Raw genomic sequence first — 18,055 nt, 5'->3', positions numbered from 1 at the left:
ACTAAATTGAGACTATTTGCTCTTTTCAACTTTTAAAGCTTTATCCAGATCATTTGCTCCATCTCCTGCTAGTTGGTATAATCCCGGGGCGTTATTATTGATTATTTTGCCTTCTTTATCAATTAACACATAATGCGGAATAGCATTGATATTGTAATCCTTGCACACCTGATTGGTGGTCCAGCCCTCAGCAACAAGGTTCACTCCATCAAGTTTTAATTCCTTTACCTTATCTGTCCAGGTACTTCCTTTTTCATCCACACAGATGTTTAAGAATACAACATCTTTGTCTTTATATTTCTCATGCATCTTTGTCCCGTTTTCTTTGATATCACCAATACAAGGGCCACAGTATACCCCCCAGAAATCAATGTAAACTAATTTGCCCTTAAAATCACTTAACGAAACGGAGTTACCCTTCATATCTTTCAGGTTAAATGCGGGCGCAGGCTGCCCGGGCGCTAACTTTCTGGCATTGTCATAAAATGTTTTGACCGTATCAAGGTAAGCTGGCGTACTCCCGTGTGCCAGGTAGTCATCATAAACTGACTTGACATCTTTAAAATCATAGTGCTCAAAACCAAACATGATCGCTTTTGCCGAAAACCAGTCTCTAATAGGAATGATATTTAAAAAAGCCTGTCCCGACTGATAGTCTTTTTTTGCTGGATTGAAAGCAGCATAGCCTGAGCCATTTATTGCTGTATAATATTTAAAAGGTTGGTGAAATCGGACCTGATCAAAAAGAAAATCGCGGTAAGGTGCAGATTGTATGAAAATTTCTTCTGATAAGTAGGTATGATCAAATTTAGCATACTCAGGACTGGAGTAGCGGTCGTCTGTTTTGAGTTTATAGATATTTAACAAGTTGCCACGTAATCCCCTCAATAATCCCACATGTTTAAAGTATGCATCATAAAAAGTCTTAGTGATGCTGTATTTGGTATGGGGAGCACTAAATATGATGTTTAACTCTGCATTGTACGAGTCATTAATTAACCTGTATTTAGAAGAATCTGCAAGCTCTTTTTCTTCATACAGTTTCCTATTCAAATCAAGAAAGGGTTGTCTTCTCTTGTTATAAATCGCCATCATGATAGACAAATCCTGAGCGCGCTCTGGCGATGGACTATTGATTTTGAAGGTGTTTTTAAAATTCTTTTGATCCCAATTCACTTCTATGGTGTCACCAGGCACAGCAAAAGCAGTGATGGCATCATTATTCAGATACAGATAAAAGTCCTGAATACCGTCTATGTAAATGTGTTTAGAAAAATTACCTTTTTTATCTACTAATACAGCATTCACAGTATTGTTAAAATACCCTGTAGTGGCCAATTCAAAAAAGGTGTCATCCAAATTCTTTACATTTCCTTTAAGCAGGAAGCTAGTGGTTTTTTGAGCAAAGGAGCTCGCCGTGATTAAGAAAGCACATAAGAAGGGTATTAATTTCATGAAGAGCGATAATTACGAAGCGAAATCTGTGTTTGGTTTATTGTTCCGAATTGCCTGCCTTCAAGTATAATTTTAGGGTGGTTGATGCAGACTATTAAATGTCGTAATTTAATTTCAAATAAAGAAGGAGCAATTGTTATTTCGGAGAAAGCGGCTGACCCTTGCAACGCTAAAGAAGCTTATTGCCGATATCACAAAAGTTTTAAAACAGCCAAAAAAAAGGACAACTCCGGAATTATCGAGGTTGTCCATTATGGTGGGAGATACTGGGTTCGAACCAGTGACCCCCTGCTTGTAAGGCAGGTGCTCTGAACCAGCTGAGCTAATCTCCCCTTAGTTCTACTCTTTTGTTTAAAAAACCAGCTGAGTAAGCTGTTGTTAATAACCTTCGAATCCTCGTTAGGTTTTGGTGGGAGATACTGGGTTCGAACCAGTGACCCCCTGCTTGTAAGGCAGGTGCTCTGAACCAGCTGAGCTAATCTCCCCTTTGGTTCTACTCTTTTGCTAAAAGGCCAGCTGAGTAAGCTGTATTAATCCCTAATTGTTAGGGAGTGCAAATATACACCTCTAATTTAAAACTCCAAAACTTTTGTAATATTTTAAGAGAGCACATCCTCTAAAACTTGATGCGAACGAATATCTCCAAAAGATGCTGTGTGTAAAGTGTAGTAAATCAATATTTTATCTAAAATGAATCTTCTTGTTTTATTTTCTAATTTTATTTGATTTATTTTTTCAAAAGGTGAAGTAAACAGGGAAATAAAGAGAATTGCATCAGATTTTTCCAAATAGTGGGGGTGTACAGGGAGCATCGACTTAAATTCTCCTTCCTGTAAATCAAAATAACTCTGGTCGCTTTTAGTTTGCATACTGGGCGCAAATCCCAAATACCTTGATAGTTTAAGCAAAAATGCAAGGTGGAAATTTACGTTTGTTTCGCTGTTTTCATCGAGCCAGCAAATAGCACTAAATATAAAATCAAATAGATGCTCATCTGCCATTTGCTGTCTTATGCTCTTATACAATACTTCATTTAGGAAGATTGCCATTGTACTTTTTATGATATCATAAGGAATACTACTAAAAACAGGAGATGGCCTGAGCTCAGAAACACGCTGTATACTAATATTGGTTTTATGATAAACCACCATATCTACAAGATGCAATGGCTGGAGCATATTCATTCTGATCTTTGCCCTGGGTTTTTTAACGCCATTGATCATGTACGATTGGATGCCAAACTTTTCGGTAAAGATTTGTACAACTACACTGCTTTCACTATAGAGTGTAGTTTTTAAAACAATCCCCCTGGTTTTATGCAACATGACCTAAAAAATTTTAGGAATAAAGATGATCAAGCCAATTATAGCTGCACCAATAGCTGCAATCAATACACCCCCGGCAGCTGCATCTTTAATGATCTTTGCTTTGGGATTAAAGTTTGGCGAAACCAAATCAACAAGTACTTCTATAGCGGTATTCAACAATTCTGTTATTAAAACAATAGCGGCAGCGGCAATTATCCAAAGCCATTCATTTATAGATAATGCAAAATACCACCCGGCAATGGCCGTTACAAGGAGGGCCGCAATATGAAATTTAAAATTAAGCTGTGTTTTAAAGGCATAACCAATACCCGAAAACGCATACCCAAATCCCTTGATAAACTTTAGCATAGTACCTTCAAAATTGAAAAATTATACATGCAAAGTACGTCATGCTTTCTAATATATCCAATTGTTTACTCAGAACGCTTAACTTTGGATAATTTTTATACGAATGTCAGCAGAAAAAACACCCCTCCATCCACGAAATAAACATCGCTTCAGGTACGATTTTCCCGAGTTGATTAAAAGCTATCCGGAATTGAAAAACTATGTTGCAGTTAATTCATATGGAGACGAATCTATATGTTTTTCTGATCCTGAGGCTGTTAAAAGTCTTAATAAAGCACTTCTTAAGCATTTCTATAGTATTTCGTATTGGGATATTCCGGCCGGATATCTTTGTCCACCTATACCGGGTAGGGCAGATTATGTGCATTATCTGGCAGATTTGCTCGCTTCTGTTAATGATGGGATAATACCAACGCGAAAATCAGTTCGAGGGTTAGATATTGGATTGGGTGCTAATTGTGTTTATCCGATTATTGGTCATCAGGACTATGGTTGGAGCTTTGTGGGGAGCGAAATAGATTCCGGAGCCATAAAAGCGGCTAAAGCAATTATTGCATCAAATCCGGAACTGACAAATGCTATAACTTGCAGGCCACAGAGCAATAAACATCATATTTTTAAAGGGGTTATCAAGCCAGAGGATCTGTTTGATTTCACCATGTGTAATCCACCTTTTCATTCTTCTGCCGAAGAGGCTCAATCTGGCACAAGACGGAAATTGCAAAATTTGGGTAAGCAAAAAGGCAAAGAGGTAACACTGAATTTTGGGGGACAAAATACAGAGCTTTGGTATGAAGGAGGGGAAGTCGGATTTATTAGAAAAATGATAGAGGAGAGTGCTTCTTTTGCAAATCAATGTTTATGGTTCTCGACCTTAGTTTCAAAGAGCGGTAACCTTCCTTTTATTTATAAAGCGATTCAGAATTTTAACGCATTTGAAGTTAGAACAATAGAAATGGCGCAAGGACAAAAGATCAGTCGGTTTGTGGCCTGGACGTTTATGGATTTTGAGAAACAAGAAAACTGGCGCAAAAGCAGATGGTTGTAACTGGATTTAAGTGAAAATAGTGACGCTCGCCTTCTTGTTTTTGTAAGCGCCAATTTGTTCTCCAGTGGTATAATCTTTAAAGAAAAGTGAATCACTTTCTTTAAAACGCTTTTTTAGCATACAATACAGATGAAGGCATTTAATCCAATTTAATGCTGTTGGTTTATCCTTAAGGATTTCAGGATATACATATACCTCGTTTCCTTCAATCCTTATTAGATTCTTTTCCTGAAGCTCTTTTACATTTGCAATAATTTTGGCCGTTTGGGCGGCCAAATGAGCAGTCTGTTGTACTTTCTTTTTTGCGTATATCATAAGCCAGATTTATTCTAACAATAAAGGGTCGTCCTCGTCATCAGTAAGGCTTAGCTGTATACTATCTGTTCCGGCAATGCCCTCAATTGAACCTCTGATGTGTGCTGCATTTAGCAGTACTTTTTCTAGTTGCTTTTCTCTGGCTTTCCATAGTTTTTCCATAGCATCGCGTTCTCTTTGGATAGATAATTTCATGCTCATGAAACCTTCTCTAATGGCTTTCCATTGCTCAGAGAACTCATTGCTGGTTAAATAATCATACAGCATATGCATTTTATCTCCACGGTTTTCTTGAGATTTTGAAGCGCTGAACAGCTTCACAATTCCATCTCTAAGGATATAGGAAACGGCTTTAACTTCATCAAACGAACAGATCCAAACACCATCTTTTTCGCCGAAACAGTCCATTCCTTTTGGATAGGTTTGGGTAACTATAACTGCAACATCAACTCCCATACTGCGCATGTCTTTCTTTAATTTCTCAATCCATTCCATCGAGAAATCTTTAGTGCGCTTACTTTCATAGATAATTTTACCGCATTCCTGCCCAAATTGATTTCTGACATGATGAACGCAGTCGGCTCCTCTTACTCCTTTACCTACTTCAGATACCAGATCAAAAGGGAATGCATTTCTAAGTAATTCTTCTAAAATTAGTTCTTGTACTTCGCCTTGTAACTGCATAGATCCTTGTTCTGCTTTACGCTTCATCTCTTCTGCCAGTTTTTTCTGATCGTCGAGCTGTTTCTCCAGTTCTTTTACCCTCAGTTGATGTTCGGTCTCTTTTATGCTGTTTTTTTCGGCCTCTTGCTTTCTGATCTGTTCCGTCATATCAGCGCGCTGCTCTTGTAGTTTACGCTGTAGCTGAAGCTCCATTTCTTCTTCCTTTTGCTTCATTGCCTGTTCCTTTTTCAGGAAATCAAGCTCTTTAGCGCGGGCAGATTTTAATTTTTCTTCGTTCTCTTTGTTGGCATTATCAAGTATTTGCAGCTTGTTTTCGAAATCTGTTGCTATACTTTTGCGCAAGCTTTCTTCGAGCACGGTTTGTAGCTGCTTTTTTTCTTCGCTTAATTTTTGCTCATAAGCTGCCGCTTGTTTTTTTTGCTGCTGCTCAAAAGCAAGTTCCTGCTGTTTTTGCAACGCTTGAAATTCATTTTGCTTTTTAGCAAATTCATCTTCCTTTTGTTTGGTAAAGGTAACCATCTTCTCTCTGAGGTCTTTTTTATATTCCTCAGCCATCACCTCTTCAATGGGAAAAGTATGCGCGCAATTAGGACATTTTATTTCGGTTGACATATAATGGGTGTTATGGAAGTTGGTTAATAAATAAACTTTCTGCAAATTTCATAGATACGCTTCTGGGCTCTTCGTTTTCAATCTGAATATTCAATGACCCATCAAAAGCAATCACTTCAAGTACTTTTATCCTGGTACCAATGGTTATCTTCAATTTCTCCAAATATTGAAGAAATAGAGTAGAAGTATCTTTAACAGCTGCCACTTTGCAGTTTTGGCCAGCATTTAACTCTGATAATAACGTTTTTGCAATGGCGGGCATGTCCCCGTTTGCTTTTGGAATTGGGTCGCCATGTGGATCAAATTCCGGGAAGTTAAGAAACTCTTCCAGCTTATCTACCAATTTAGCTGATTGTATATGTTCCAGTTGCTCAGCAACTTCATGGACCTCATCCCAGCTAAAATCCAGTTTCTCATATAAAAATGTTTCCCAGAGTCTGTGCTTTCTTAAAATGGCGATGCCGTTTTTTCTGCCGATATCTGTAAGTAATATTTTGCCATACTTTTTGTAAGTAACCAGATTTTTCTCTTTCAGCTTTTTTAACATATCTGTGGCAGTAGCAGGTTTAACACCTAAATAAGCTGCCATTTCATTGGTGCCTGCCTCGGGCCTTTCTTCGTTCTGAAAGCTCAGTTTTAATAAAGCTTTTAAATAGTTTTCTTCTGTATAAGATAGCATAGTACAAACTTATCGCTTTATAAAGGAAATAAAAATAATAAATGTCAAATTATATTTGTTAGACTAATCTAACTTTATTAGTTTTGTTGAAATTATTTAACTATTAGATTAATATAAAAATATGTTTAGCAAAACTTTACTTTCAATTCTTTCTATGTTGTTTGTTATTAATGCCATGGGCCAAACCGGAAGCATTAGTGGTAAAATTATTTCTGAAGCGCTACCCTTAGCTCTCGTAAATATTAAGATAGAGGGGACTCAACTAATCACTCAAACTGATAGTATGGGGAATTATACACTTAGTAAAGTTAAATCGGGCACTTATAGGATTCAGGCATCGGCAATAGGGTTTAGGAAAATGGTTAAAACCATTACATTAAGGAATGATGAGTCATCAGTTTTAAATTTTGATCTCAGCAACCTTCAAAATGATTTAGATGAGGTTGTAGTTACGGGAACTTTAAAGGAAGTAAAGAGATTGGAGAGTCCGGTTCCGGTAGAAGTCTATACGCCAGGGTACTTTAAAAAGAATCCTACACCTAGTATTTTTGAGGCGCTCCAGAACGTAAATGGAGTAAGGCCACAGCTAAACTGCAATATTTGTAATACCGGTGATATTCATATTAATGGTCTTGAAGGACCTTATACCATGATCTTAATTGATGGAATGCCAATAGTAAGTAGCCTTTCGACTGTTTATGGACTTTCAGGAATTCCGAATTCACTGGTAGAACAGATTGAAATTGTTAAAGGACCTGCATCGTCTTTATATGGTAGCGAGGCAGTTGGAGGCTTAATCAATATCATTACTAAAAAGCCTGAAAATGCACCGCTGCTCTCTGCAGATTTTTTTGCCACCGATTATCAGGAATACAATGCTGATCTTGGATTTAAATTCAACCTCGGGAAAAAGGCCATCGCATTAACAGGGGTGAATTATTTTAAATATGGCAATCCGGTAGATCACAATCATGATAACTTCACAGATGTGACGCTTCAGGATCGTATCTCTGTATTCCAGAAATGGAGTTTTGAAAGGAAAAACAAACGAATATTTACGCTTGGCGCAAGGTATATGTATGAGGACAGATGGGGAGGAGAAATGCAATGGAACAAGTCATTTAGGGGAGGAGATCAGGTTTATGGTGAAAGCATTTATACCAAACGCTGGGAATTAATTGGAAATTATCAGTTGCCGGTAAAAGAGAAGATATTTCTGGCTTTTTCGTATAATGAACATAATCAGGATAGCAGGTATGGAACAACATCTTATATTGCCGAACAGAAAATAGGGTTTGCCCAACTTACCTGGGATAAGAAGATTCACAATCATGATCTTTTGCTTGGGACAGCTTTAAGGTATACTTTTTATGATGATAATACTGCGGCAACCACTGGCCTTAACCAGGAGATTGCAAAAAATACCTGGCTCCCGGGAATTTTTATTCAGGATGAAATAACACTAAGCGCAAAGCATAAATTTCTTGCAGGATTTAGGTATGACTATAATTCTGTTAATGGAAATATTTTTACGCCCAGAGTTGCTTATAAATGGAGCATAGATGATAATAATATTCTTAGATTAAATGCAGGGACCGGCTTTAGAGTGGTAAACATCTTTACTGAAGATCATGCTGCCTTAACAGGCGCCAGAACTGTAGAGATACCGAATGAGCTTAAACCTGAAAAGACATATAATGTAAATCTTAATTATTTAAAGAAAATATATACAGATAACGGGACTTTTTTAGGTATTGAAGGCTCAGCATTTTATACTTATTTTAACAACAGGATCATAGGCGATTTTGATACAGATCCTAATAAGATTATTTATGATAATTTAGATGGTTATGCCGTAAGTAAAGGATTAAGTGCTAATGTTGATGTGGCTTTTAACAACGGACTGAAGGTTATAGTTGGGGCAACTTATCAGGATGTTGCCAGTTTTGAACATGGAATTAAGAAGCAGCAAATTCTTACAGAAAAATTTTCAGGAAACTGGGCCATTTCATACAAAATCAAACCATTTAATCTTGCTATTGACTACACAGGAAATGTTTACAGCCCTATGCGTTTACCATTGCTAAGTGATCTTGATCCAAGGAAAGAATTTTCACCAGTCTGGAGCATACAAAATATTCAATTCACATTTAGTGGATTCAATAGATTTGAACTATATGGTGGAATAAAAAATCTATTAAACTGGACTCCAAACAAAGGCAATCCTTTCATAATTGCGAGAGCTAATGATCCCTTTGATAAACATGTGGAACTCGACAAAAACGGCCAGGTAATGGTTACTGCTGAAAACCCATATGGGCTTACTTTTGATCCAAGTTATGTTTACGGCCCGAATCAAGGAATACGGGGATTTTTTGGCATTAGATATACAATTAAATAAATCGAATACCTTAACTTTATGGCATGATCTATCAATCTACCTATCAGGCAGCACGGATTATTGCCCCTAAAGTTGAGGCTATTTTTGCCGCACATCTTGCTGCTGCCAGAGATAGTGGAGAGGACGATCTCGCACCTTTACCTACAGCAGATATAGTTGAAGCTATAATTGATGCGACTTTTTGGGCAAGTTTACGTAAAGAAGAAGGACATTCTCCAAAAATATCATTGGCATTTTTACCTCCGCAGCAAGCGGGCAACCCATTATTATTTAAAAATAGATTGCCTTTAAATCCGGGCACCTTAACTAAGCTGGCACCGGGCATAGAGCGTGCGGGGATACATCTTGGCGTTTGGGAAGAGGATGGGGCACTTTATATTTGGGGAACTACCGTTAGTATTCCTAATTTTTGTTTTGTACTTGATGTTTCTGAACCTGCATTGCTTGTAATTAAGCATAGAAGGATTTATGGGTTTGGAAAATTTACAAACATTGCAGTTCTTAAGGGTGACCAGGTCAAAATGGTTGACGGACAAAGTACAAGTGTACCGGATTGCCCGCCAATGCTTTTATCATTGCTGGATCTTACCGCCCCTTCTTATTGGAATGATTCTGTTAATGTACTAATCCAGCTTGCTGTTTCTATGAGGGCACATGGAAGAGGGGGGACTTTGCTGGTAGTGCCAGGTGAAACCAGTAATTGGTTGCAATCCATTATCAAACCTATTCAATATTATGTGCAGCCGTCTTTTACAGGTCTATCCAAGTTGTTGCAACAAGATCGTAAAGAGGCTAGTCAGATTTTCTGGCAAACTGCATTGAAAAGAGAAGTAGAACATCTTGCGGGTTTAACTGCCGTGGATGGAGCAACTGTTATCAGCAATCAATATGAACTGCTGGCTTTTGGAGCCAAAATAGGACGGGCAAAAGGAAAGGATAATGTTGATGAGATTTCTTTTTCAGAACCGATAACCGGTGGTGATGCCGTAGTAATCCATCCTTCTAAGGTAGGCGGAACAAGGCATCTTTCAGCTGCTCAATTTGTTCATGATCAAAGAGATGCTACAGCATTAGTTGCTTCTCAGGATGGTCATTTTACCATTTATACCTGGTCCGAATATCAGGATAGGGTACAGGCTCACAGAATAGATACGCTGTTGTTGTAAATTAAGAAAAAATAATTGCGCCAATAATAACACTTAGAAATAGAACGATCATTACAATCCGATCTGCATCTATCCATTGTTTTCTGGTCAATTCTTTAGGGGGTGCCTCCTCTTTTCGCCTGGCGAATATATTAAATAAGGAAAAAGTTTTTGTTAACATAGATAGATGGTTTTCAAGTAGATGTATTGATTATTGCAAACTGTGAGCCAAATTAGCGCTTAGAGGATAAAATGTTAATAACTTTGATTTTTGGTTGATATCTCTACTCATATTTTCCGTTTTCAGTTATATTCTACTCTTCGTTTTAAAATTATTTATCTGTAAATCAGAAAGATGTACCTTAAATTTGTTTTTATATAGTACTATGTATTGCATATTACTATATAAAACATATAACTTTGTATTATGATAGCAGAAAATACGCAAACGCAAATGCGAAAGGGCATACTGGAATACTGTGTGCTTCTTATCATATCCAGAGGTGAAATTTACGCCTCGGATATTATAGCTGAGTTGAAATCAGCAAGATTGCTTGTTGTTGAGGGGACATTGTACCCTTTGCTGACCCGCTTAAAAAATAATGGCTTGTTGAGCTATAATTGGGTAGAATCTACCTCTGGTCCACCCAGAAAATACTATTTGCTTACAGAAAAAGGCAAATCTATACTTAGCCAACTCGACGCTACGTGGCAGGAACTGTCGTACGCAATAAATACTTCAAAGAAAGTTGCAGATAATGATACCAACGACCAAATAAATATTAATAAGTAATGAAGAAGACACTCAACATAAATATTGGCAACTCCATCATTCATATAGAAGAGGACGCCTATGAAATGCTTACAGTTTACTTAAATGAAGTAAAACAGCATTTCGCGAAGAATGCAGATGATTTTGAAATTGTAACTGATATAGAAAATAGAATTGCAGAGATGTTTGCAGAAATATTGACCAATCAGCAAAGGCAGGTGATTAATATTCAGGACGTTCAGATAGTTACTGCCCAGATGGGTTCAGTTAAAGATTTTGAATCGTCGGAAGAAGAAGAAGAGGAAACTCAAGAGTACGCTAGCCCTCCTCATTTTAGTGTGAAAAAACTTTACCGAGATACTGATCAGGCAATGATTGCTGGTGTATGTTCTGGCTTGAGCCACTACCTTGATGTAGAATCACGCTTGGTTAGACTTATCGCTATTGCTACAATTTTTCTGGGTGGATCTGGAATATTAGCTTACGTTGTATTGTGGATTATGATACCGAGGGCTGTTACTAAGGCTGAGAAAATGACAATGAGGGGCGAGGAGGCAAACTTAAAAGGATTTGCTAATAGTTATCTGCAGCCTTTGGTGCATCAGTCCAGAGGCTTTATAGCTGAGTTTCTTGATGTTTTGGGTAATTTTATTAATGGAACCGGTAAGGTTATATTCAAAATTATTGCTGCTGGTATTATTGCTTTTGGATCATTAATTATCTTATTCCTTATTGTAGCCCTGGCAGCTTTATTAGGTATGTGGGATTCAAATGTTTATCAGATGTTCCCGCTCAACATTATAAATCATGAGTATATAACTGCATCGGCTATTGCAGCCTTTTTGGTTTTTATGATTCCGGTTTTAGCGCTGGTTCTTTTTTCTATTAGGGTAGCTTTTAACAGCAGACCAGTTAATAAGTCACTTTCATTTGGACTATTGATAATCTGGCTTGCAGGAGTAGCAGTAACTTCATTTTATGTAGTTAAAATTGGGTCTGAGTTTAAAGAAGGTGCTGAATTTACACAAGTGAGTGAAGTAAAACCATTTCAGACGTATACATTAAATATTGATAGAACAAGATTCTTTACAAAAGAAGACAGCTTACGTTACAGCATAGATCCAGGAAATTATAATGGACGCAGAATTTTGACTGATCTTGATCATAACTTTGATGCGCCAAGAAACATCAGGTTAAATATTGAGAAAAGTGAAAATGGAAAGCCCTCATTAAGCCAATATTATAAAGCGAGGGGTAAAACCTTTGAAATGGCATTAAAAAATGCGCAGAATATCCACTACGATTTCCTGCAACATGATTCTTTGCTAACCTTTAGCCCAATGTTGCAATTTGTTAAAGCAGGTAATTGGCGCGGACAAGAGGTTGAGCTTACATTAAAAGTTCCTGTTGGAACCAGGTTAAACATAAGCAAAAACTTTAGCCGTTATCTGGATGGTTATGGCTATTGGGATTGTGATCATGATTCAAACAGTGAGTTCACCGTTTGGAAAATGACCGACGCCGGTATCAAATGCGAACACGAAGAGACAGAAAACAGCGGGGAATAATCCTAATTACTTAACCGTATAGCGGTAGACGGAGCGGGATATATTTCCATCTTTGTCTACCCCTTCAATTACAGCTCTATAGGTTCCGTTTCCATCACCATTATAATAATCTAGCGATAATACCCCTGTTGTATCTGTAACTACTTTAGGGTTCCAGTAAATTGTACTGCGCAAATCATTAAAATTATAGGTGCTGGCTGCATTTACATATTTAGGTGAATAGAATTCTCTTTGTGTACTAAATCCTTTAGGGCTAAACTTTAACAGGTTAGCTTCGGGCATAAGTTTTTTAAATTCAGCTAAACTCATTTTTGTGCCTTTAGGAGCTTTTTTCATATTCACGACTAATACTCCATTGGTGCCATAAAGTCTGTTTACTGTTCCTAATTCATCCCTTGGAAATATCTCTACAGACTCAACTTCAGAAGATTGAACAGCAGTTAACGCAAAATAATCGCTAGGTGTACCATTAATAAAAATTTGAACCGGTGTTTTGTTACCTTGATTATAATCTCTGGTTACATAGAAATTGTTCTCAAAAAATGTTAGGCCCATTGCCTGTGTTTGCAAACATAGTGCGAATGTGTTACATCCTTGAAAACGATCACCATCTATTGTTGTTCCTGTAATATTGCTCAACCCGGATAAAGATGGATAATCTGCATGGCTTGGCCTTTTGGCCTTAGCACCCTCAATTTTTACCTCTTTAAGTGTGCGGAGGTAGCTATACTGCTTTTTACTGTTATTTAAATAGGGCGCTAACGCGCTGTCTATATTAACAACCTCATCAATCTGTTTAGGGTTTTTGGAAACAGGAGGGGCCATTTGTCCATCAAGCAATATCATTAAGCTTGAGCCATTGGCGTTATATTTTGCATTTATTACTACTTCTGATGAATCTGGGATGTTAAGGTTAGGGAACGCAAATACACCTGTGTTATTGGTTAATGCCTCTGCAGAATATTTACTTCCTGTGACAGTTAGTCTTAATGCACCTTTTCTAACAGGCATACCCGTACGATCTCTTAATGTACCTGTGATTCTCATATCCTGTTCAGGCAATAAGGTAAGCGGTGGGAACGGCGCGGTCATGATATCTTTAAAATTAAAACGGCGATAACCTTGCGTAAGCATAAGTACATCCAGATCACTTATCTTTTTCTCATCCGGCTTATTGAAATAATAGTTTGGTTTTTCAATGTAGCCTTTTAAATCAGAGGTTAATAACAGTGAGCTTAAAATAGTTATTTCATTATCTTCATTAACAGGAACTTTTTGGTCATCGGTAACAGAAATAGAATAATTTCCTTCAATAGGTACTGCGCCGTTCTTTGCTGTTACGGTCATTTTTACCTTTTGTCTGGGTTTATAGGCTGCTAAATCAGTTTTTAAGGATACGCTTATGGTACTTTTTGGATAATTGAATGCTAATCTCTCACTAACTGGATCACCTGCTTCAGAGAAAAGCGTAATTTGAGTAATGCCTGCCGGGAATTTGTCTTTCGGAATTTTGGCATTTGTAACCAGGCTATTTAACTTGGTTTTTGCTGCGTAGTAAACAATTCCACCATTGGATCCTACAATAAATACCATTTTTCCTTTGTTCGCTTCAAAATATGTTTCGTTGGCAAATATTTTGATGCCTAAAGCTAATGGATCTGTATTGCTTACCTGAAGTGTAATGCCCGAAGCAACTGGCTTTGGCAATTCAATGCTCTTGGTGGTACCGTCTTTAAACGTAACATTTGCTGTATAGACTTTATTATTCTCTGGATTCAGATAAAAGGAGCCCATACCTAAATGGCTTGAAGTAAAGTTGGTAAGCGTATTGCCTCCATTGTCGGTAATTGTACCCTTTAATTCAACACCAAGTCCAGATCCGTTGATGGCCTTAAAAGCAATTCTTGTGGCTACGCCGTTAATTAAATCTCCACCTTCCGGGAAAAATTGAACATCGTTGTCACTTTTAGCTGGTTTAAGCTTAAAGTTCGAAGTAACTATATTCGTTTCGCTTAAAGTCATGTCGGTTATAAGTTCGCCACTTGTAATAGGTTCTTTACGGGAATCAATCTTTATCCTTAAAATCCCATTCTGGTCGGTTGTGCCTTTGCCTTTACTAACCACATCAAAATTAGAAGTTACCTTCCAGTTTACTGTTTTATTTGCCTGAGCAATGTTCTCACTGTTTTTGAATTGGACTATTGCTTCAATGTTTTGGTTTTTATCCGTCTGAGTAGTTTTATAGCTAAAATGAGTAATCAATTGTTTATCAATTGCCTCACCTACAGGGATGGTTTTGCTAAAGAAAAAGTCTTCTCCAAAGTTTAGCATCCATAAAGTATATGCTTTTATATAATAGTTTCCTTGTTTATAAGTACCAGGGGTGAGAGGTATATTCCCAGCGGCCACTCCTTTTACAACGGGTAGTTTTATGGTTTGAACTAAAGAATCCCTACTGTTTATTACATCAACATAAACGATTTTACTTAGTATGGAAGGAAGATTTTGTTCCATTGTTAAATACGTTTTAAACCATATGGTATCAGCTACGCTATAATAAGGTTTATCAAAATGAACATAAACCCTTTCTGTCGGACGTTCTTCCGCAAGTTTTTTAGATTTATTCATGATGTTATCTAAAACAATACTGTCTTGCTGTGCATATGAAGAAAGCTGCAGTGCAGTTGAAAATAATATTAGGGCAATTACAAATTTTACGAATCTCATCAAAATGGTATGCTGTTAATCATGCTAATATATTCATTTATGAATTGAATAGGTTAGTTACAGTGCATCTTTAACATATTTTGACATATCATTGCTATTTAATACTGGGTATTAAGACAAAAAAAAGACCCTGAATATGGTTTCAGGATCTCCTTAATTTTTTTGTTACGCTGAATCTAATTCCGCAACTTAACTATGTTATTTGAATTCAATTACAAAATCTTGTAAGGGGGTACGAACCTTTTTAAGGTTTACTAACCAATCGCCACCGGCATCTCTATATCCTAATGGAAGTAAGGTCGTACTACGTAATCCCCGTTCTCTTAAACCTAATAATTCATCAAGTTCTGCAGGGTCAAAGCCTTCCATTGGAGTAGCGTCAACTTTTAGAAAAGCAGCTTCGGTTAAAGCAACTCCAAAGCCAATGTATGATTGTTTGGCTGCATGGTTAAAGTTTTCTTCTTCGGTTCTTGAGGTATAGATACCTATCAGTTTATTTACATAGTCAGCAGTTGCTGACTCAGGTAATCCGCGCTCATTATTGGTATGGTTAAAAACCGCTTTGATACGTTCTTCGGTGTAATTGTCCCAGGCAGCAAAGATTAATAAGTGAGAACAATCAGTAATCTGAGATTGTCCGTAAGCTACGGCCTTAATTTTTTCTTTTAGTTCAGGGTTGGTAACTACAATAATTTTAAATGGTTGTAAGCCTGACGATGTTGGAGCTAAATGTGCGGCTGTAAGAATCTGATCAACTTTATCTTGTGAAACTTTTTCACCATTCATTTTTTTTGTGGCATATCGCCAGTTTAAGGCTTCTATTGAGCTCATATTGAAAATCTTAGTTTATTTTTTTATCGTTTAGCACTTATTTTTAACTCTAACATGAGCTTTAAAAATAACAGTGTTAGCAAATGTAGTTACGTTAGTCAAAACAAAAAAAAATACTGAAGCTTATGACTTTAAAATGATAACAAACTTTTTTCTGGTTTCATACGTTAATTACTATGCATGCATAGATAAAAGTGAATGCATATACCAAATTTAATCTACTATGAAAAAGTTACTTCTATCAGCAGTATTACTAGCCACTGCCTCTCTGTCTTCATTAGCACAAGAAAAAGGCTTTTACATTAAACCGACGGGTAGTTACTTTATGAAAGTTACTCCTGTTGAGTTTCCAGCAATAAACGGGCAATTAGCAAGAGACAAAACAACAACCGTTACCGGAACTGGTGCAAGTGCAACGACAACAACCTCAGAAACAGCATTGACAGGGTCTTTTGGACAAGGTTTTAGGGCAGGTCTGGTTGGCGGTTATCAGTTTAATAAAATTATTGGTCTGGAAGTGGGAGTTAATTATTTTAAGAGTGAAGAGCAGGATATGCTGAGGCAAACGGTAATAAATAACGGAACAAATGTGTTAAGTCTGCATGCTGTGGGTAAAGTAAAAGCATTTGACGTAACACCAGCATTAGTTTTCCGAATTCCGAATACAGGGAAATTCCAGCCATATAGTAAAATTGGGGTGATCATTCCTGTTGGAGGATATTTACAAATCAATACTTCAGTTAATGATCAGACTGGTCAGATTGCAGCTTCTCAAGGAACGGTGTCTCCTCCGGGTACTCGTACAACTCTTGTTCTGGCAAGAGAAGAGCACATCAATCCGAAACCAACAATAGGATTTCAAAGCGCTTTAGGATTTGATTATAAGATTGGAAATAATATAAGTTTATTCTCAGAAATAGAGTATCGTAATATTTCGGTTGGCGGTAAAGATAAAGAACTTAGAAGTTACGATGGAACAGCAACTGTAGTTGTTAATGCCACAAACACTCCGGCGGGGTCAAAACAACTGACGCTAGAGGATCAACCAAAAGGAGATAGAGAGGTTAACTATCATAAAACCATTAATTCTACAATGAATGTTAAAGGACAGCCTAATTATGATCCTACTAAACCTTCAGATGATTTACGCTCGTATATTAACATTGGTGGATTAGGGTTAAACGTTGGACTTAAAATTGGAATATAGTATTACTATATTCCAGTGTAAGGTCGACATTCTGCCGTCATGTCGACCTTACATTTTGGACACTCTCCTCAATTATTAGAAAAAGCTTTTTAATGTTTCAGCTTTGCTTTAAATATCTTTTCGAGTTTTTCCACCTTTGGTAAAATTACAAGACGGCAGTACGGTTGATTCCCATTTTTATTAAAATAATCCTGGTGATATCCATCTGCTACATAAAATGTAGATGCCTTATTGATAGCTGTTACAACTGGCTTGCCAAAGGCTTTGGTATCATTCAATTCCTTTTTATATTTTTCTGCCAGCGCTTTTTGCTCTTCATTATGATAAAAGACAACTGAGCGATATTGAGTGCCAACATCTGCGCCCTGCCGATTTAAGGTAGTTGGATCATGACTTTTCCAAAATACTTCAAGAAGTTCATCGTATTTTATTTTAGCAGGATCATAAGTGACCTCAATTACTTCAGCATGACCAGTAGCTCCGGTACATACATCTTCGTATGATGGATTAGCAACATTACCCCCTTCAAAACCTGATTTAACATTTGTAACTCCATTTAAACGCTGAAATAGCGCTTCTGAGCACCAAAAGCATCCCATACCAAATGTCGCTTTTTGCAGGCCTTTAGATTGCGCATTGGCACCGCCTGCCGACAAAAGGATTATAGCCATAATTAATATATTTCTCATAATTCGAATACAATTTTGAAAATCATCTTTCATGTAAAATTACGTAGCAGGAAGGTACATAGTTTTTAATTAATTTGATTTGATTCTAAGTTTACAATTACCTGATAATCTTATTTTGTCCTTGATCTTGTGAATAACTTAAGGTATTTACTTGCAGAATGTTATATGTGTTGCCGATGTGCCTTTACTGTTTATTAACAATTGTTTCTTAAATTAGATTGTTATTACTCATAAAAATAAATCACT

15 protein-coding genes and 2 tRNA genes are annotated in these 18,055 nt (G+C 37.0%); 6 read left to right on the top strand and 11 right to left on the bottom strand.

Annotation, left to right across the window (positions count from 1 at the left end):
• Positions 1-12: 12 nt before the first annotated feature.
• The 5 genes from AC1DDK_RS08390 to AC1DDK_RS08370 form a co-directional block, all read right to left on the bottom strand.
• Complete coding sequence (locus AC1DDK_RS08390; protein ID WP_337717247.1) at positions 13-1,455, bottom strand: TlpA family protein disulfide reductase; 1,443 nt, start codon at positions 1,453-1,455, stop codon at positions 13-15.
• Positions 1,456-1,709: 254 nt separating this feature from the next.
• Positions 1,710-1,787, bottom strand: a tRNA-Val gene (locus AC1DDK_RS08385).
• A gap of 75 nt (positions 1,788-1,862) precedes the next feature.
• Positions 1,863-1,940 (bottom strand) — tRNA-Val (locus AC1DDK_RS08380).
• A gap of 114 nt (positions 1,941-2,054) precedes the next feature.
• Positions 2,055-2,780, bottom strand: a complete 726-nt coding sequence (recO, locus tag AC1DDK_RS08375; RefSeq protein ID WP_172661605.1) for a DNA repair protein RecO — start codon at positions 2,778-2,780, stop codon at positions 2,055-2,057.
• Positions 2,781-2,783: 3 nt separating this feature from the next.
• Positions 2,784-3,131 (bottom strand): diacylglycerol kinase family protein, encoded by a 348-nt coding sequence (locus AC1DDK_RS08370; RefSeq protein ID WP_172661604.1) that lies wholly within the window; start codon positions 3,129-3,131, stop codon positions 2,784-2,786.
• A 103-nt stretch (positions 3,132-3,234) separates the two neighbouring features.
• Between AC1DDK_RS08370 and rlmF the strand changes: the two genes are divergently transcribed.
• Positions 3,235-4,179: a 23S rRNA (adenine(1618)-N(6))-methyltransferase RlmF gene (gene rlmF, locus AC1DDK_RS08365; protein WP_337717245.1), complete on the top strand. Its 945-nt coding sequence runs from the start codon at positions 3,235-3,237 to the stop codon at positions 4,177-4,179.
• A 6-nt stretch (positions 4,180-4,185) separates the two neighbouring features.
• Here rlmF and AC1DDK_RS08360 read toward each other — a convergent pair whose 3' ends face one another.
• The 3 genes from AC1DDK_RS08360 to AC1DDK_RS08350 are packed head-to-tail and all read right to left on the bottom strand — an operon-like array spanning position 4,186 to position 6,469.
• Entirely contained in the window at positions 4,186-4,494 is a 309-nt protein-coding gene (locus AC1DDK_RS08360) for a hypothetical protein (RefSeq protein ID WP_337717243.1), read from the bottom strand.
• A gap of 9 nt (positions 4,495-4,503) precedes the next feature.
• Positions 4,504-5,790, bottom strand: coding sequence for a DUF2130 domain-containing protein (locus AC1DDK_RS08355; protein ID WP_288881952.1), 1,287 nt, complete (start codon positions 5,788-5,790; stop codon positions 4,504-4,506).
• A gap of 10 nt (positions 5,791-5,800) precedes the next feature.
• Positions 5,801-6,469, bottom strand: coding sequence for a metal-dependent transcriptional regulator (locus AC1DDK_RS08350; protein WP_172661600.1), 669 nt, complete (start codon positions 6,467-6,469; stop codon positions 5,801-5,803).
• A gap of 121 nt (positions 6,470-6,590) precedes the next feature.
• Here AC1DDK_RS08350 and AC1DDK_RS08345 point away from each other — a divergent pair, with 121 nt between their 5' ends.
• From AC1DDK_RS08345 to AC1DDK_RS08330, 4 genes are all read left to right on the top strand, one after another.
• Complete coding sequence (locus AC1DDK_RS08345) at positions 6,591-8,870, top strand: TonB-dependent receptor (RefSeq protein ID WP_337717241.1); 2,280 nt, start codon at positions 6,591-6,593, stop codon at positions 8,868-8,870.
• Positions 8,871-8,893: 23 nt separating this feature from the next.
• The gene (locus tag AC1DDK_RS08340) at positions 8,894-10,036 is read left to right on the top strand and encodes a putative sensor domain DACNV-containing protein (protein ID WP_172661598.1); all 1,143 of its coding nucleotides are present in this window, start codon (positions 8,894-8,896) and stop codon (positions 10,034-10,036) included.
• 406 nt (positions 10,037-10,442) lie between these two features.
• Positions 10,443-10,808 (top strand): PadR family transcriptional regulator, encoded by a 366-nt coding sequence (locus AC1DDK_RS08335; RefSeq protein WP_048907523.1) that lies wholly within the window; start codon positions 10,443-10,445, stop codon positions 10,806-10,808.
• Positions 10,808-12,355 (top strand): PspC domain-containing protein, encoded by a 1,548-nt coding sequence (locus tag AC1DDK_RS08330; protein WP_172661596.1) that lies wholly within the window; start codon positions 10,808-10,810, stop codon positions 12,353-12,355. Before AC1DDK_RS08335 ends, AC1DDK_RS08330 begins: the two co-directional genes overlap by 1 nt.
• A gap of 6 nt (positions 12,356-12,361) precedes the next feature.
• Here the strand turns inward: AC1DDK_RS08330 and AC1DDK_RS08325 are convergent, their stop codons facing one another.
• Complete coding sequence (locus tag AC1DDK_RS08325) at positions 12,362-15,082, bottom strand: carboxypeptidase-like regulatory domain-containing protein (RefSeq protein WP_172661595.1); 2,721 nt, start codon at positions 15,080-15,082, stop codon at positions 12,362-12,364.
• A 198-nt stretch (positions 15,083-15,280) separates the two neighbouring features.
• The gene (locus AC1DDK_RS08320; protein ID WP_172661594.1) at positions 15,281-15,913 is read right to left on the bottom strand and encodes an NAD(P)H-dependent oxidoreductase; all 633 of its coding nucleotides are present in this window, start codon (positions 15,911-15,913) and stop codon (positions 15,281-15,283) included.
• Between the two features lie 223 nt (positions 15,914-16,136).
• Here AC1DDK_RS08320 and AC1DDK_RS08315 point away from each other — a divergent pair, with 223 nt between their 5' ends.
• Positions 16,137-17,120 (top strand): outer membrane beta-barrel protein, encoded by a 984-nt coding sequence (locus tag AC1DDK_RS08315; RefSeq protein WP_172661593.1) that lies wholly within the window; start codon positions 16,137-16,139, stop codon positions 17,118-17,120.
• 89 nt (positions 17,121-17,209) lie between these two features.
• On the opposite strand, the gene msrA is transcribed toward AC1DDK_RS08315, so the two are convergent.
• Complete coding sequence (gene msrA / locus AC1DDK_RS08310) at positions 17,210-17,842, bottom strand: peptide-methionine (S)-S-oxide reductase MsrA (RefSeq protein WP_448104846.1); 633 nt, start codon at positions 17,840-17,842, stop codon at positions 17,210-17,212.
• Between the last annotated feature and the right edge of the window lie 213 nt (positions 17,843-18,055).

It is taken from the genome of Pedobacter sp. 05T44, assembly GCF_056395985.1.
This window is presented reverse-complemented; position numbering and strand designations above follow the sequence as displayed.

Excerpts from the sequence above, each read along its gene's own strand:
- recO (WP_172661605.1), bottom strand. The coding sequence starts at position 2,780 with ATGTTGCATAAAACCAGGGGGATTGTTTTAAAAACTACACTCTATAGT.
- AC1DDK_RS08390 (WP_337717247.1), bottom strand. The coding sequence starts at position 1,455 with ATGAAATTAATACCCTTCTTATGTGCTTTCTTAATCACGGCGAGCTCC.
- AC1DDK_RS08370 (WP_172661604.1), bottom strand. The coding sequence starts at position 3,131 with ATGCTAAAGTTTATCAAGGGATTTGGGTATGCGTTTTCGGGTATTGGT.
- AC1DDK_RS08330 (WP_172661596.1), top strand. The coding sequence starts at position 10,808 with ATGAAGAAGACACTCAACATAAATATTGGCAACTCCATCATTCATATA.
- AC1DDK_RS08335 (WP_048907523.1), top strand. The coding sequence starts at position 10,443 with ATGATAGCAGAAAATACGCAAACGCAAATGCGAAAGGGCATACTGGAA.
- AC1DDK_RS08320 (WP_172661594.1), bottom strand. The coding sequence starts at position 15,913 with ATGAGCTCAATAGAAGCCTTAAACTGGCGATATGCCACAAAAAAAATG.
- msrA (WP_448104846.1), bottom strand. The coding sequence starts at position 17,842 with ATGAAAGATGATTTTCAAAATTGTATTCGAATTATGAGAAATATATTA.
- AC1DDK_RS08315 (WP_172661593.1), top strand. The coding sequence starts at position 16,137 with ATGAAAAAGTTACTTCTATCAGCAGTATTACTAGCCACTGCCTCTCTG.
- AC1DDK_RS08360 (WP_337717243.1), bottom strand. The coding sequence starts at position 4,494 with ATGATATACGCAAAAAAGAAAGTACAACAGACTGCTCATTTGGCCGCC.
- AC1DDK_RS08345 (WP_337717241.1), top strand. The coding sequence starts at position 6,591 with ATGTTTAGCAAAACTTTACTTTCAATTCTTTCTATGTTGTTTGTTATT.
- AC1DDK_RS08325 (WP_172661595.1), bottom strand. The coding sequence starts at position 15,082 with ATGAGATTCGTAAAATTTGTAATTGCCCTAATATTATTTTCAACTGCA.
- AC1DDK_RS08340 (WP_172661598.1), top strand. The coding sequence starts at position 8,894 with ATGATCTATCAATCTACCTATCAGGCAGCACGGATTATTGCCCCTAAA.
- rlmF (WP_337717245.1), top strand. The coding sequence starts at position 3,235 with ATGTCAGCAGAAAAAACACCCCTCCATCCACGAAATAAACATCGCTTC.
- AC1DDK_RS08355 (WP_288881952.1), bottom strand. The coding sequence starts at position 5,790 with ATGTCAACCGAAATAAAATGTCCTAATTGCGCGCATACTTTTCCCATT.
- AC1DDK_RS08350 (WP_172661600.1), bottom strand. The coding sequence starts at position 6,469 with ATGCTATCTTATACAGAAGAAAACTATTTAAAAGCTTTATTAAAACTG.